The following is a 14,120-nucleotide window of genomic DNA, read 5'->3' as shown; positions in this document are numbered from 1 at the left end:
CTTACTGCCCGTGCGTTCCCACACGACGCACCCATGCTGTCGTCGCGGCGGCGTAGAAGGCCGCGAGCGATGTGGCCGCACCTCCATCCAATACCAGCCCCAGATAGTCCGCCGCGTCATGCAGCGCGGCTAGCGGCTGCGCGCTGTCGAGCGCCTGCGCGCCGGTCTGCTTGCTGAGTTTTTCGCCGTCGTCGGTCGTGACGACCGGCACGTGCAAATAAGCGGGCGTGGGCACGTCGAGACAACGCTGCAGGTAGATCTGCCGCGCCGTCGAATCGAGCAGATCCGCGCCGCGCACCACGTGCGTAATCCCCGCATCGGCATCGTCGACGACGACCGCCAGTTGATATGCCCATTGATCGTCGGCACGCCGCAGCACGAAGTCGCCGACCTCGGTGGCGAGGTTCTGCGTTTGTGGGCCTTGCCAGCGGTCCTCGAATTCGATCATCCCAGCGTCGCCGTCCGGTACGCGCAGGCGCCATGCGCGCGCGGGTTTGCCGTGCAGGCCGCTGCGGCAGGTGCCGGGATAGGCGAGCGTCGTGTGGCGCGCGTGCGCATGCAGCAGTGAGTCCGAGATTTCCTTGCGCGTGCAGCCGCACGGATAGACGATGCCCGCAGCTTTGAGCCGGTCGAATGCGTTTGCGTAGTGGGTGCTGCGCGCGCTTTGCCAGACCGGCGTTTCATCGGCGTGCATGCCGAAACGGGCCAGCGTCGCGAGTATGTCTTCGGCGGCGCCAGGTACCGTGCGTGGTGCATCGACATCTTCGATACGCACGAGCCACGCGCCAGCATGTGCGCGCGCGTCCAGCCAGCTTGCGAGCGCGCTGACAAGCGAGCCGAAATGCAGCGGTCCGGTTGGCGAGGGGGCGAAGCGTCCTCGGTATGGGGGAGGGACGCTCATGGTAGCGGTGCGGGCAGGTGCAGGTGTAGTTCGACCTGTGTCGCGCAGCGGGTTGAGAGTGCAATCGCAATCACGGTCGCTTTCGCAGCCGCAGCCGTGGTCGCAATCACAGTCGCACGAACGATCAGACCCGTGACCAAAGCCACCGCCCCCCGAACGCGCGCCCCGTTCATCACGCGGCGTGTGCCGCGTCCCGTTGCGGATGGCACGCGGGGCAGGTCTTGCCCGGCACGTACAGCGGCGAACGCTGCGCGTCGGGACTGACGACCGCGCGGCAACCAAAGCACTGCGCAGTTGCCGTCGGTTCGAGCGCCGGGTTCAGCGCCGTCCGGTAATCGAAGACGAAACACTCACCGTGATAGTGCGCGCCGCCCACTTCCTCGAAGTACTTGAGAATGCCGCCTTCGAGCTGGTACACGTTCTCGATGCCGACTTCCTTCATATGGATCGCTGCCTTCTCGCAGCGAATCCCGCCCGTGCAGAACGACACAACCGTCTTGCCTTCGAGATCCGCGCGATGCGCCTCGATCACCGCCGGGAATTCGCTGAACTTGCTGATCCGGTAGTCGAGTGCGTCGTCGAACGTACCGACATCGACCTCGAACGCATTACGCGTGTCGAGCATCACAACCGGGCGCCCCGCATCGTCGTGGCCGCGATCGAGCCATGCCTTCAGCGTCGGTGCATCGACCGAGGGCGCGCGGCCGAGTTCGGGGCGGACGGCCGGCTTCTTCATCGTGATGATTTCGCGCTTGAGCTTGACGAGCATGCGCCGGAACGGCTGCTTCTCGGACAGGCTTTCCTTGAACTGCAGCGTCGTGAATTTGCCTTCGAACAGCGGATCGTGACGGAGGTACTCGATAAATCCGCTCGCTGCATCCGGCTCGCCCGCGACGAACAGGTTGATGCCTTCGGGCGCAAGCAGGATGGTGCCGCGCAGGCCGAGCGCCTCACAGCGTTCGGTGACGAGCGGGCGCCAGGCGGCGGTCGCGTCGAGGGTCACGAAATGATAGGCGGCGAGATTGACGATACTCATGATGATTCAGCGGTAAGGCGGCCGGGCAGACCCGTACAGGCGGCGTTACAGGCATTTACAAGGATGCGCTGCGTGCTCGCGGATGGCGCCGGCGGAATGGGCGAAAACCGTATTATCGCTCAACCGGCGCGGCGGCCTTCGCTGGCCGAATGGCATAAGACACGCCGTGCGGCGCCGGGAGTCCCGCGGAGCGGCCGTACACGGTCCATGCCCTCGGCCGGATGGCGAATCCGGCAAGTCTCGATGCGAAGGTTCGCCGGTGCAGTTGTACAATGACGCCCATGTCAGATCCTCGCTTCGTTCATCTCCGCGTTCACTCCGAATTCTCGATTGCCGATGGCATCGTGCGCCTCGACGACATCGTCGCGGCGGCGGCCAAAGACGGTCAGGGCGCGCTCGCGCTCACCGATCTCGGCAACGCATTCGGCCTCGTCCGTTTCTACCAGGAAGCACGTGGCAAAGGCGTCAAGCCGATTGCCGGCTGCGATGTCTGGATCACCAATCCCGACGACCGCGACAAACCCTCGCGTCTCCTGCTGCTGGTGAAAAACCAGCGCGGCTATCTGAATCTGTGCGAGCTGCTGACCAAGGCGTGGCTCACCAATCAATACCGCGGTCGCGCGGAAGTCGAAGCGGGCTGGCTCGAGTCGGGCATGGGAGAAGGCTTGCTCGCCCTGTCGGGCGCGCAGTACGGCGACGTCGGCCTCGCGTTCGCGGCCGGCAATACGGAAGCGGCGAAGCGCAACGCGCAGCATTGGGCGAAGGTGTTCCCGGGCGGCTTCTATATCGAACTGCAGCGCTGCGGGCAACCGGGCAGCGAGGCGTACGTGCAGCAGGCCGTGGCGCTTGCGGTGGCGCTGAAGCTGCCGGTGGTCGCCACGCATCCGCTGCAGTACATGACTTCCGATGACTTCACCGCGCACGAAGCGCGCGTCTGTATTTCGGAAGGCGACATGCTGGCGAACCCACGTCGCCAGAGGCGCTTCACAACCGAACAGTATTTCCGCAGCCAGGACGACATGACGGCGCTGTTCGCCGATCTGCCGTCGGCGCTGGCCAACACCGTCGAAATCGCGAAGCGCTGCAATCTCACGCTCGAACTCGGCAAGCCGAAGCTGCCGCTGTTCCCGACGCCCGACGGCATGTCGCTCGACGACTACCTCGTGCAACTGTCGAAGGACGGTCTCGAAACGCGGCTGCAGCAACTGTTTCCCGACACAGCCGAGCGCGAACAGAAACGCGACACGTATTACAAGCGGCTCGATTTCGAGTGCGGCACGATCATCAAGATGGGCTTTCCCGGCTACTTCCTGATCGTCGCGGACTTCATCAACTGGGCGAAGAACAACGGCGTGCCGGTCGGGCCGGGGCGGGGCTCGGGTGCGGGTTCGCTGGTTGCGTATGCGCTCGGCGTGACCGACCTCGATCCGTTGCGCTACAACCTGCTGTTCGAGCGCTTCCTGAATCCGGAACGGGTATCGATGCCCGACTTCGACATCGACTTTTGCCAGCACGGCCGCGATCGCGTGATCCAGTACGTGAAGGAAAAGTACGGTGCGGACGCGGTATCGCAGATTGCGACGTTCGGCACGATGGCCGCCAAGGCGGCGGTGCGCGATGTCGGCCGCGTGCTCGATCTCGGCTACAACTTCACCGATGGCATTGCCAAGCTGATCCCGTTCAAGCCGGGCAAGCACGTCACGATCGCCGACGCGATGAAGGAAGAACCGCTGCTGCAGGAGCGCTTCGACAACGAAGACGAAGTGCGCCAGCTGCTGGAACTTGCGCAGCGTGTCGAAGGGATCACGCGTAACGTCGGCATGCACGCGGGCGGCGTACTGATCGCGCCTGGCAAGCTGACTGATTTCTGTCCGCTGTACACGCAGGGCGACGAAGGCGGCGTCGTGAGTCAGTACGACAAGGACGACGTCGAAGCGGTTGGGCTCGTCAAGTTCGACTTCTTGGGCCTGACCACGCTGACCATTCTCGACTGGGCCGAACGGTATATCCGCAGGCTCGATCCGTCGAAGGCCGACTGGTCGCTCGCCCAGGTGCCGCTCGACGACCCCGCGTCGTTCTCGATCCTCAAGAAGGCCAACACGGTTGCGGTGTTCCAGCTGGAAAGCCGCGGCATGCAAGGCATGCTGAAGGACGCGCAGCCTGACCGCTTCGAGGACATCATCGCGCTGGTGGCGTTGTACCGGCCAGGTCCGATGGATCTGATCCCGAGTTTCTGCGCCCGTAAGCATGGCCGCGAAGTGGTCGACTATCCGGATCCGCGCGTCGAAACTGTTCTGAAAGAGACCTACGGCATCATGGTCTACCAGGAGCAGGTGATGCAGATGGCGCAGATCATCGGCGGTTACTCGCTCGGTGGCGCCGACTTGCTGCGTCGCGCGATGGGCAAGAAGAAGCCCGAGGAAATGGCCAAACATCGCGAGCTGTTCCGCGAAGGGGCCGCGACGAACGGGCTGACCGGCGAGAAAGCCGACGAAATCTTCGACTTGATGGAGAAGTTCGCGGGCTACGGCTTCAACAAGTCGCACGCGGCCGCGTATGCCCTGCTCGCGTATCACACCGCATGGCTGAAGGCGCACCATCCGGCGGAATTCATGGCGGCCAACATGTCGCTCGCCATGGACGACACCGACAAGGTCAAGATCCTGTTCGAGGATTGCCGGACCAACGGGATGGCGGTACTGCCTCCCGATATCAACCAGTCGGCCTATCGCTTCGAGCCGGTTGCGGAATCGGGCGGCAAGCGTTCGAAAACCATACGCTACGGTCTCGGTGCCGTGAAGGGCAGCGGCCAGAGCGCGATCGAAGAAATCCTGCGGGCACGCGAAGACGGGCCGTTTATCGATCTGTTCGATTTCTGCAACCGCATCGACCGGCGCATCGTCAATCGTCGCACGGTGGAAGCGTTGATCCGCGCGGGCGCGTTCGACACGCTGCACGACAATCGCGCGCAGCTGATCGCCTCGGTTTCGCTCGCGATGGAAGCCGCCGACCAGGCCAGCGCCAACGCGATGCAGGCGGGTCTGTTCGATATGGGCGATGCGCCGTCGCAAGGTCACGAGCTGGTCGACGAGCCCGCATGGGCCGAGAAGCGCAAGCTACAGGAAGAGAAGGGTGCGCTCGGCTTCTACCTGTCGGGCCATCTGTTCGATGCATACCGGGAAGAAGTGCGCCGCTTCGTGCGGCTGAAGCTGAGCGAGCTGAAAGAAGGTCGCGAGAAACTGGTGGCGGGTGTGATCGCGTCGCTGCGTACGCAGATGACCCAGCGCGGCAAGATGCTGATCGCGCTGCTCGACGACGGCACCGGCCAGTGCGAGGTCACCGTCTTCAACGAACAGTTCGAGGCGAACAAGCATCTCTTCAAGGAAGATGAGCTGCTCGTCGTCCAGGGGCAGGCGCGCAACGATGCGTTCACGGGCGGCATCCGCTTCACCGTCGATACCGTGATGGATCTCGAACGCGCGCGCAGCCGTTATGCGCAGGCCGTGAAGGTACAGATGAACGGCAATGCCGATGCAGGCGCCTTGCGCCGCGTGCTCGAAGCGTATTGCGCCGGCCCCGACGAGGTGCTGGCCGCGCCCGCGCCGTCCGCTTCGCGCGGCGGCAATGGCAATGGCAACGGCCGTGGCGGCGGTTACGGTGGCGGGGGAGGCTACGGCGGCAACGATGGCGGTGGCAGGCAGCGCGCGCCCGTGCAGATACCGGGCGGCCTCGCGGTGCAGATCGTTTATCGCAGTGAACACGCGGAAGGCGAAGTCCGCCTTGGCGATGCCTGGCGGGTCAAGCCCACCGACGAACTGCTCAGTGCATTGCGCGGTGAGTTTGCCGGCAGTTCGATCGAAATCGTGTACTGACGACAGTGCCCGGTGCCCGGCGTGAATTGCGCCGGGTGTTTTCGTCCCGTGGAAACCCATGACCAGAATCGGACTGTCCTGCAACGCGTTCCGGCACAGCGGCGGCCTCGAACGTTATGCCATGGATCTCGTGCGCGGTTTGCACAAAACCGGCATCACGCCTGCGGTGTTCGCGCGCCGTTTCGATCGCTCGTTACCGGAAATCGAACTCGTGGAGCCGCACCGCATCGCGGTGAACTGGCTGCCCGGCAAGCTGCGCGATGCGTGGTTCTCATGGCGGTTGCGGCGCGCGCGCGTGGCAGCCGGTATCGATGTGCTGATCGGCTGCAATCGGGTCGATTCGTCGGAGATCGCGATTTGCGGCGGCACGCATCGCGGCTTTCTACGCGCGGGTCGACGTGACACGCGGCCGTCCGATCATCGGCAGATCGTGCTCGAGCAGCGTCAGTACGATCGCGCCCAGTTCATCGTCGCGCACTCGGGGCTGATGCGCGACGAACTGATCAAACTCTATGGCGTGCCGCCGGAAAAAATCCAGCTGCTCTATCCGCCCGTCGATGCGCAACGCTTCACGCCGGTCAGTCGCGACGCACGTGCGCAGTTGCGGCAGCAGTTCGGTTTCGCGGACCACGAAGTCGTGCTGCTGTTTCCGTCGAGCAGCCACGAACGCAAGGGCTTGCCGCTAATCGAAGCGGCGCTGAAAGACAATCCGCTGCCGGTCGTAGTAGCAGTGGCCGGACGGCCGCCCGAACGCACCTCGCCGCAGATCCGCTACATCGGCTACGCGAAGCAGATCGAAGACTGCTACCGCGCCGCGGACTACACGATCCTCGCGTCGAACTACGAGCCGTTTGGCCTCGTCGGAATCGAGTCCGTGCTGTGCGGCACGCCCGTGATTTTTTCGTCGAATATCGCTTGCTGCGAAGTGCTCGCGGATGAAGCGCGCATTACGTTCGCGCCTGGCGATGTCGATGGATTGCGCGCGGCATTGGCGCAGGCTGTCAAGGCGGCAACCGATCCCGCGCGCAGTGCGCCGGGCAAGGATGCGATTCATTACGACATGAGCATCGGCGCGCATGTGAATGCGCTGCTAAAGCTTGTCGAACAGGTACGCAGCCAGCCGCGCTAAGGCGTGGCGCTTACAACTGCCCGTCACGCTCCCGATTCAGCCGATCAAGCTTGAGAAAACGGTAATAAACCGTCTCCGCATTGAACAGCGCAATCATGAATCCCGTGCGCCCATCGAGAAACCCGCGGCGCAGCAGATACGTGCGCAAAAAGGCCCACACACCACGGCCCAGTGCCTTACCGAAACTCGCCCGCTGGCCCGCCGCGTGCCGCTGCTGCGCACCCGCGCTCGAATAGGCGTCGAGCTTGCGCAGCACCGCCTCGAAGTCTTCATACGAGTAATGCAGAAGCTTGCCGTCGAGGCGCACCACCGGCTGCCCGGCGTTCTCGAAGATCAGCCGCTCGTGCACGAGATCGTCGGAGAAGCGCGCCGCGCCACGTTTGAAGAGCCGCGGAATCCAGTCCGGATACCAGCCGCTGTGATGAACCCATTGGCCGCAGAAACTCGACAACCGGTCGATTGCATAGACTTCTGCGCGCGGGTTGCGGATCGCGTCGCGAATCGACGCGGCCAGTTCCGGCGAGAGCACTTCGTCGGTGTCGATCGACAGGACCCAGTCGGTGGCGAGCGCATCGAGCGCGCGATTTTTCTGCGGACCGAAGCCAGGCCAGTCGGCGGCGACGATCACGCGTGCGTTGTGCGCGCGTGCGATCGCAACGGTGTCGTCGGTGCTGCCGCCGTCGACGACGACGATGTCATCGGCGAACGAAACCGCCGCGAGGCACTGCGCGAGCCGTGCGGCTGCGTTGTGTGCGATCAGCGCTACGCCGAGAGTAGGTTCCGCCATAAGCAGTCGTTGCGATTGAAGCAGCGTGAAGGAATCGACATCGATGACACCGCGGCTAGCGGCGCAGGTGCCACTTGACGAACAGAACGGGTTTGTACAGCGACGGAAAGGTCGCATACAGAAACACACGCAGCCGGTAACCGAACGACACGTCGTGGCTGCGTCCGAACAGCGCGAGCTTCGCCCCTACCGATGCGCTCGCGAAGATCGCGCTCGCATACTGTTCGCGAGCCGACTTGCGGGCGAGCGCGACGCGCATACCTTCGCCGACACCGACGTGTTCGGCGTCGCGGATCAACTGACGCGTCTCGCCGAGCCCATTGCGATTGGCGAGCCGGAAGCGCGCCACGAATTCGTCGGACGAGCGCCACGCGCGCTTGCGCGACAGGCCGCCGCGCCGGTATTTGACGAGCGGTTCGTGCAGCGTCAGTGCGCCGCCGCTCATGATCGCGCGGAACGTCATGATCTGGTCCTCGCCGTAAATGCCGGCTTCCATCTCGCCGAACCGGTCGAACAGACGTCGCGACCAGGTGTGCGCGGCGCCGACCACGTGGGGGCGCTTATCGGCCCAGTCCTGGAAGGTTTTGTAAGAACCCAGATCGGTGACTTCGAGCACACCGTGCACGTCGCCATCGGTGTCGAGATCGTAGAGGTCGGTGGCGATCAGGTCGGGGCGACGTCCGGCTTTCAGCCACGCGCCGACCACCGCGCGGCAGCGTTCGGGTAGCGAAACGTCGTCGCCGGCTGCGATGAACAGCAATTCGCCCCGGCTCTCGCGCACGAGCAGGCTCAGATGCGCGCTGATGCCGAGGTTCGACGGATTGCGTCGCATCCGCACGGTATGCGGCCCGGTGTAGCGTGCGACGCAGCGCTCGGCGGCGGCGTAGGTGCCGTCGCTGGATGCGTCGTCGGAGATGATGATTTCGAGTGGGGTGTAGGTTTGCCGCAGCGCGCCTTCGATAGCCGCTGCGACGGTCGCTTCCTGGTTATAGGTGATCAACAGCAGGCTGACGAGCGGAAACGCGGATCCGTCAGGTACGACGTTAACCATTGTGAAATCGCATGATTGGGAGGTTCCGCGGAGCATATCATCTTCGTCTTTCGATCCGGACAAAACCCGTGGTGGCGGGGGACGGACCGTTATAATGAGACAAATTTTCCGGACGTCCTGTGGTTACTACATGGTTTCTTTCGCTGCACTATGACCGCTAACAGAACTACCACCGTTGCGGCCGCTGTGCTGCTGTTTCTCGCGCCCGCGACGATGCTGACGTTGCGTGGCGGTACCGGCTACTGCTTTTTCCTGCTGCTCGCTGTCGCACTCGTCAACCTCGCGGTGATGCGCGGTCAGCGCGGCTATCTGGAACCGTTGCGCAAGTACCCGTTGTACACGGCGAGCATGCTGGCGTTCACGCTGTACCTGCCGTTGCAGCAACTGCTCGAGCATTACTATCTGCCCCGTCAATTCGACGCAATGTCGCGGCTCGTGCTGAGTCTGCCGATCTTCCTGCTGTTCTGCACCGTGTCGAGCCGCAGCCTTGCGTTCGTCGGCTGGGGATGTGCGGCGGGGGCGGTGGGGGCGGGCGCGTGGGCGTTCATCAGCGGCATCAACGCGAGCTGGGGCGACCTGAATCGCCTCGGCAACTACTACACGAACCCGATCCCGTTCGGCAACACGGCGCTGCTGCTCGGTTTTCTCGCCGTGCTGTCGATCCGCTGGGACTCCCGCCTCGCACGGCGCGTGTCGATTCCGGTAAAGCTGTTTGCGCTGCTCGCGGGCGGCTATGCGTCGTATCTGTCGGGCACGCGCGGCGGCTGGCTCGCGCTGCCGCTGTTCGCATGGCTCGTGGCGGCGAACTTCGGCTGGTTGCGGCACCGGGCGCGCCTCGCGATTGTCGGCGCCGTACTGGTGGTCGGCGTAGTGGCGCTGTTGTCGACCCATGTCGTGCAGCAGCGCCTGCGCGATACGGCGTCCGATCTGCACCAGCTCGAACACGGCAATGCCGATACGTCGATTGGCTTGCGCTTGCAATTGTGGAATGCGTCGTCACATCTGTTCCTGCAGAACCCGGTGCTGGGCGTCGGCAAGGGCAAGCTGGAAAGTTCGCTGCAAACGCTGGCGAATAACCACGAAGCGTCGCAGGCGATCGTCAACGAACGCGCGCATAGCGAATTCTTCTCGACGATCGCCGAACTGGGCACGTTCGGCGTCGCCTGTCTGCTGCTCTTATACTGGGGGCCGCTCGCGTATTTTCTGCGCCATTTCCGCTCGGCGGATGCGACGGTGTCTACGGCGGCCTATTGCGGGATCGCGATCAGCGGTTCGGCGATCATCTTCGGCCTGAGCATCGATATATTGTCTTCGGTCATGAACGTCGCGCTGATCGCGCTGCTATGGGCGACAATGATGGCCATTATTTACCGCGGGACGCGCGGCGAAGCCGTGTCGGCCAAACCGCAGACGGCCATTTGATCCCGGCCGTTTGATTCACCGCCCCGTAGCCCGGCTGCGGGGCCGCACCACTGCCGGGCTGCGCCAGGTTACGCCAGGCTGTTTGGCGCTGCCAGCGAGCGTTTGCCAGGGCTATTGCCCGATACAAGGACACTTCTTGGAAACCAGGAACACATTGCGCAAGGAAATCGGTGACGACGGTACCTCGTCGACCGACGTTCTGGACCGTCTCTGGCCGTATATCAAACCGGTTCTCGCCGTTCTGCTGTTGGGGATCGGCGCGATGGCCATCGTTGCCGCAACCGAAACCGGCATTCCGGCGCTGCTCAAGCCGCTGCTCGATCGTGGCTTCGGCACACGCGGTAACGTCGATGCGAAATGGCTGGTGCCGCTCGCCGTGATTGGACTCGCCATCGTGCGGGGCGTCGCGCAATACCTGTCCGGCTATCTGCTCGCCTACGTGTCGAACCGCATCCTGCTGCAGTTGCGACTCGACATGTTCCAGCGGATGCTCCACACCAGCGCCTCGTTCTTCCAGCGCGAAACGGCGAGCACGGTCATCAACGCGGTCGTCTTCGAGGTCAACCAGATCCTCAACGTGCTGCTGGGCGTGATGGTCACGCTGGTGCGCGATTCGCTGACGGTGGTTGGCCTGCTCGGCTGGCTGTTCTACCTGAACTGGCGCCTGACGCTGATCGTCGCCGTGGTCCTGCCTCCTATCGGCTGGGTGGTGAGCAAGATCAACCGGCGCCTACGGCACCTGAACCGCGAACAACAAACGCTCACGAACGAGCTGTCGTACATCGTCGAAGAGACCGTGGCGGGCTACAAGGTCGTCAAGGTCCATAACGGCGAGAAGTACGAGATGCACCGTTTCACCGAGATGAGCCGGCGCCTCAAAGGCTACGCGATGCGCCTGACGATCTCGGGTGGGCTCGCGCAGCCGCTCACGCAGTTTCTCGCGTCGATCGCACTGGCTATCGTGATCACGATAGCCGTGGTGCAGTCGTCCCACGACCAGACCACAGTGGGCGGTTTCGTCTCGTTTGTCACGGCGATGCTGCTGATCATCTCGCCGCTCAAGCACCTGATCGACGTCAATCAACCGCTGCAACGCGGCATGACCGCTGCAGAATTTATCTTCGGCCTGATCGACGAGCCGACCGAATCACAGGGCGGCGAACGCCGGCTCGAACACGCGCGCGGCGAAATCGAGTTCCGCCAGGTGTCGTTCAACTACGGCACCACCGAGCGGCCGACACTCGACCGCGTATCGTTCAAGGTGTCGCCGGGCGAAATGGTGGCGCTGGCCGGGCCCTCGGGCAGCGGCAAGACCACACTCGTCAATCTCCTGCCGCGTTTCTTCGATCCGGCCGGCGGCGAAATACTCGTCGATGGCGTGCCGATCAACGACTACGATCTGCACGACCTGCGCAGCCAGATGGCGATGGTGAGCCAGGACGTGGTGCTGTTCAACGATACGATCGCCGCCAACGTCGCGTACGGCCAGACGCCGGATCGCGAACGCGTCGAAGCGGCGCTGCGCGCGGCGAATCTGATGGATACGGTGAACGCGATGCCGAACGGTATCGATACGCTGGTCGGTGGGAACGGTATGCGTCTGTCGGGCGGGCAGCGTCAGCGTCTCGCGATTGCACGCGCGATCTACAAGGACGCGCCGATCCTGATTCTCGACGAGGCGACCTCGGCACTCGATTCCGAATCCGAACGCCATGTGCAGGTCGCACTCGAAACGCTGATGAAGGGACGTACGACGCTGGTGATCGCGCACCGCCTGTCGACGATCGAGCGCGCGGATCGCATTCTCGTGCTGGAAGGCGGGAAGATCGCGGAGCAGGGTAGTCACGACGAACTGCTGATGCAGGGCGGCCTGTATGCGCATCTGCACAAGATCCAGTATCAGCAGCAGGCGGCGTGAGCGGGTCGCGCGGTTAACCGCGGTGCTGGCGGACTGTACGCATCACGCATCACAGATACACATCGCGAAAGCGGCGCAGCTCAACTGAATAACTCAACTGCGCTGCTGAACGCCCCGCGTCTGATCCGCCTCACGTGCTGTCGTCGCCGCGTCACCCGCTTCCGCACGCAGCTCGGCGAACGCCTTGAGCACACGCGACACCGGCAGGAAGTGTTTCCATAGCCGGTCTTTCGCGATCTTCCCCGGCAACACCGGCAGCGGTAGAACCGCGCGGCTCGGTGCCCAGCCCGGCCGCCAACGCAGCGCGATCTTGCGTCGTACCGCAAGCGAGACCGCGGGCACCCCGAGATTCGACGCCAGATGCGCGATGCCCGAATCGTTGCCGATGAACCATCCCGACTCGTAGATCCACGCGGCGACATCAGCAAGCGTAGCGAATGCCGGCCGCGGCAAACCATGCTCGTCGAGTACGTTCCAGTCCTTGCGTTCGTGTGCGGCCATCACGAACTCGGGCTCGAAGCCCGCGTTGCGTAGTTGCAGCGCCAGCGCGATAAAGCGCTGCGGAAGCCAGCTTTTGCGCGGCAGGTTTGCGGTTGGGTGAATCACGACACGACGTGTATGAGTGCGTGCGTGCAGATGCGGCGGCGGGACGAGTCCGTTATCCGGCACCACGTCGGCAAGGCCGAGATCGAGCGAACACAGTTCCATCTGGATCCGCACCATGGTTTTCACCTGCCGGTAGCGCGGCCACTCGTCCATCACGAGTACACACGGATGCCAGTCGCGCGTGCCTTCGATCACGTCGGGTGGATACGCATGCAGCAACACGTCGAATCCGCCGAGCAGGCTGCGCGCCTCGTCCGGACGCACGGTCGGATGCACCTCGAACGATGCGAACCAGTCCTTCAGCGAATAGATGTAGTCGCCGAATACGGCAACGCGATGACCGTTGCGCACGAGATTGTGTGCAACGACCATGGTGAGCAGCGAATCGCCGAGGCGGGGGGACATCAGGAGCGCGACGGATTGTCCGGAAGCAAGACGCATGGAGCAATAACCTGGAATTTCGTTTGACTGGCGTAGTGCGCAGACCCGCTTGCGGGCGAACGGCGTGAGGTGAACCGATGGAGTAGTTGGAGTATGGCCGGTCCGGATGGTTCTCTACGATGACGCGTTGCGGCTCAGGAATGTCCGGGTGCAAGCGCGGGTTGAGTGTTGCGGTGGTTGCGGATGGCCGCGTGGGTTGCATCGCGTCCAGCGACTAAAGGCCGAATTGTACAGTGGGGTAAGCCCGCAGCCGTGTGGCGGGGCACGTAGCGCGAGGCTGCGGCGTCGATGACCTTGAAGAACGCCGGCTGGCAATTGGCAGCGCCGGCGCGGTATCGCGTGCGCCCGCAGTGCTGTCACACGCCACTGGTCACGAGCGCCAGCACCGACAGATCCGGATGCGTGCCGTCGACAATGCTCCGTCCCACGTGCACGCCTTCGAACAGTGCATCGGCGGCGCTCGCAAAGCTCACGTCGCCATCCGGATGAAACGGCACCGCATGCCCCGGAATTGCCGGATCCGCTCCGGGATGACAGACGTAGCCGATGTACGTGTAGCGCAGCGGTTTCGCGTCGGGTGGAACCGTGGGCGGATCTTGCGGAAACGGTGCGACGTGGACCTCGAAGCCTTCGTACTCCGCTGTTTGCCAGCATGCATATTCGCGGTACTCGTCGATCATGGTCGTCTCCGTCGGTCAGGGCGCCTTGGCGCGTTTGCGGCGCGGCTTCAATGCCGGTGTCGCATCCTGTCCCAGAGCCGGTGACCGTCATGACGCATCGCGCCTGTCCGGTGTTCTCGGCGGTGGTGCGAACCGAGCACCATCACCGCAATGGCGATGACCATGAGCCCCACCACGATGCTGACCATCGATTCAGCCATGGCAGCCTCCCTTCACGTCGTATTGCATCCTAGAAATTCTAGGCGATGCGGATGAAAAGGCGCTGGGCAAACGGGGG

11 protein-coding genes are annotated in these 14,120 nt (G+C 63.6%); 4 read left to right on the top strand and 7 right to left on the bottom strand.

The window, feature by feature from the left end:
- Nucleotide 1: 1 nt before the first annotated feature.
- Nucleotides 2-901 (bottom strand): tRNA glutamyl-Q(34) synthetase GluQRS, encoded by a 900-nt coding sequence (gene gluQRS / locus BWP39_RS10745; protein WP_096719918.1) that lies wholly within the window; start codon nucleotides 899-901, stop codon nucleotides 2-4.
- Between the two features lie 172 nt (nucleotides 902-1,073).
- A complete protein-coding gene (locus BWP39_RS10740) occupies nucleotides 1,074-1,937 on the bottom strand; it encodes a sulfurtransferase (RefSeq protein ID WP_096719916.1) in 864 nt (287 codons plus the stop codon).
- 272 nt (nucleotides 1,938-2,209) lie between these two features.
- Here BWP39_RS10740 and dnaE point away from each other — a divergent pair, with 272 nt between their 5' ends.
- Nucleotides 2,210-5,809, top strand: a complete 3,600-nt coding sequence (gene dnaE / locus BWP39_RS10735; protein ID WP_096719915.1) for a DNA polymerase III subunit alpha — start codon at nucleotides 2,210-2,212, stop codon at nucleotides 5,807-5,809.
- Nucleotides 5,810-5,867: 58 nt separating this feature from the next.
- Nucleotides 5,868-6,938, top strand: a complete 1,071-nt coding sequence (locus BWP39_RS10730; protein WP_096719913.1) for a glycosyltransferase family 4 protein — start codon at nucleotides 5,868-5,870, stop codon at nucleotides 6,936-6,938.
- A gap of 10 nt (nucleotides 6,939-6,948) precedes the next feature.
- On the opposite strand, the gene BWP39_RS10725 is transcribed toward BWP39_RS10730, so the two are convergent.
- Both BWP39_RS10725 and BWP39_RS10720 read right to left on the bottom strand, forming a co-directional pair.
- A complete protein-coding gene (locus BWP39_RS10725) occupies nucleotides 6,949-7,725 on the bottom strand; it encodes a glycosyltransferase family 2 protein (protein ID WP_096719911.1) in 777 nt (258 codons plus the stop codon).
- Between the two features lie 55 nt (nucleotides 7,726-7,780).
- Nucleotides 7,781-8,776 carry a glycosyltransferase family 2 protein gene (locus tag BWP39_RS10720; RefSeq protein ID WP_096719909.1) on the bottom strand — a complete coding sequence of 332 codons (996 nt, stop codon included), beginning with the start codon at nucleotides 8,774-8,776 and terminating at the stop codon, nucleotides 7,781-7,783.
- 150 nt (nucleotides 8,777-8,926) lie between these two features.
- On the opposite strand from BWP39_RS10720, the gene BWP39_RS10715 reads away from it, so the two are divergent.
- Both BWP39_RS10715 and msbA read left to right on the top strand, forming a co-directional pair.
- On the top strand, nucleotides 8,927-10,198 hold the full coding sequence (locus BWP39_RS10715; protein WP_096719907.1) for an O-antigen ligase family protein: 1,272 nt from the start codon (nucleotides 8,927-8,929) through the stop codon (nucleotides 10,196-10,198).
- 136 nt (nucleotides 10,199-10,334) lie between these two features.
- The gene (gene msbA, locus BWP39_RS10710; protein WP_096719905.1) at nucleotides 10,335-12,116 is read left to right on the top strand and encodes a lipid A export permease/ATP-binding protein MsbA; all 1,782 of its coding nucleotides are present in this window, start codon (nucleotides 10,335-10,337) and stop codon (nucleotides 12,114-12,116) included.
- Between the two features lie 93 nt (nucleotides 12,117-12,209).
- Here msbA and BWP39_RS10705 read toward each other — a convergent pair whose 3' ends face one another.
- From BWP39_RS10705 to BWP39_RS31950, 3 genes are all read right to left on the bottom strand, one after another.
- Nucleotides 12,210-13,127 carry a glycosyltransferase family 9 protein gene (locus BWP39_RS10705; protein ID WP_157915136.1) on the bottom strand — a complete coding sequence of 306 codons (918 nt, stop codon included), beginning with the start codon at nucleotides 13,125-13,127 and terminating at the stop codon, nucleotides 12,210-12,212.
- A 392-nt stretch (nucleotides 13,128-13,519) separates the two neighbouring features.
- Nucleotides 13,520-13,843: a hypothetical protein gene (locus BWP39_RS32295; protein ID WP_096719901.1), complete on the bottom strand. Its 324-nt coding sequence runs from the start codon at nucleotides 13,841-13,843 to the stop codon at nucleotides 13,520-13,522.
- A 47-nt stretch (nucleotides 13,844-13,890) separates the two neighbouring features.
- Complete coding sequence (locus tag BWP39_RS31950; RefSeq protein ID WP_170043850.1) at nucleotides 13,891-14,043, bottom strand: hypothetical protein; 153 nt, start codon at nucleotides 14,041-14,043, stop codon at nucleotides 13,891-13,893.
- Nucleotides 14,044-14,120: the final 77 nt, after the last annotated feature.

It is taken from the genome of Paraburkholderia acidicola, assembly GCF_002362315.1.
Lineage (GTDB): Bacteria > Pseudomonadota > Gammaproteobacteria > Burkholderiales > Burkholderiaceae > Paraburkholderia > Paraburkholderia acidicola.
The sequence above is the reverse complement of the archived record's forward strand: the minus strand, read 5'-3'. Positions and strand labels throughout refer to the sequence as shown.

Coding starts and splice junctions, on each gene's coding strand:
- gluQRS (WP_096719918.1), bottom strand. CDS start 901: ATGAGCGTCCCTCCCCCATACCGAGGACGCTTCGCCCCCTCGCCAACC.
- BWP39_RS10740 (WP_096719916.1), bottom strand. CDS start 1,937: ATGAGTATCGTCAATCTCGCCGCCTATCATTTCGTGACCCTCGACGCG.
- dnaE (WP_096719915.1), top strand. CDS start 2,210: ATGACGCCCATGTCAGATCCTCGCTTCGTTCATCTCCGCGTTCACTCC.
- BWP39_RS10730 (WP_096719913.1), top strand. CDS start 5,868: ATGACCAGAATCGGACTGTCCTGCAACGCGTTCCGGCACAGCGGCGGC.
- BWP39_RS10725 (WP_096719911.1), bottom strand. CDS start 7,725: ATGGCGGAACCTACTCTCGGCGTAGCGCTGATCGCACACAACGCAGCC.
- BWP39_RS10720 (WP_096719909.1), bottom strand. CDS start 8,776: ATGGTTAACGTCGTACCTGACGGATCCGCGTTTCCGCTCGTCAGCCTG.
- BWP39_RS10715 (WP_096719907.1), top strand. CDS start 8,927: ATGACCGCTAACAGAACTACCACCGTTGCGGCCGCTGTGCTGCTGTTT.
- BWP39_RS10705 (WP_157915136.1), bottom strand. CDS start 13,127: ATGTCCCCCCGCCTCGGCGATTCGCTGCTCACCATGGTCGTTGCACAC.
- BWP39_RS32295 (WP_096719901.1), bottom strand. CDS start 13,843: ATGATCGACGAGTACCGCGAATATGCATGCTGGCAAACAGCGGAGTAC.
- BWP39_RS31950 (WP_170043850.1), bottom strand. CDS start 14,043: ATGGCTGAATCGATGGTCAGCATCGTGGTGGGGCTCATGGTCATCGCC.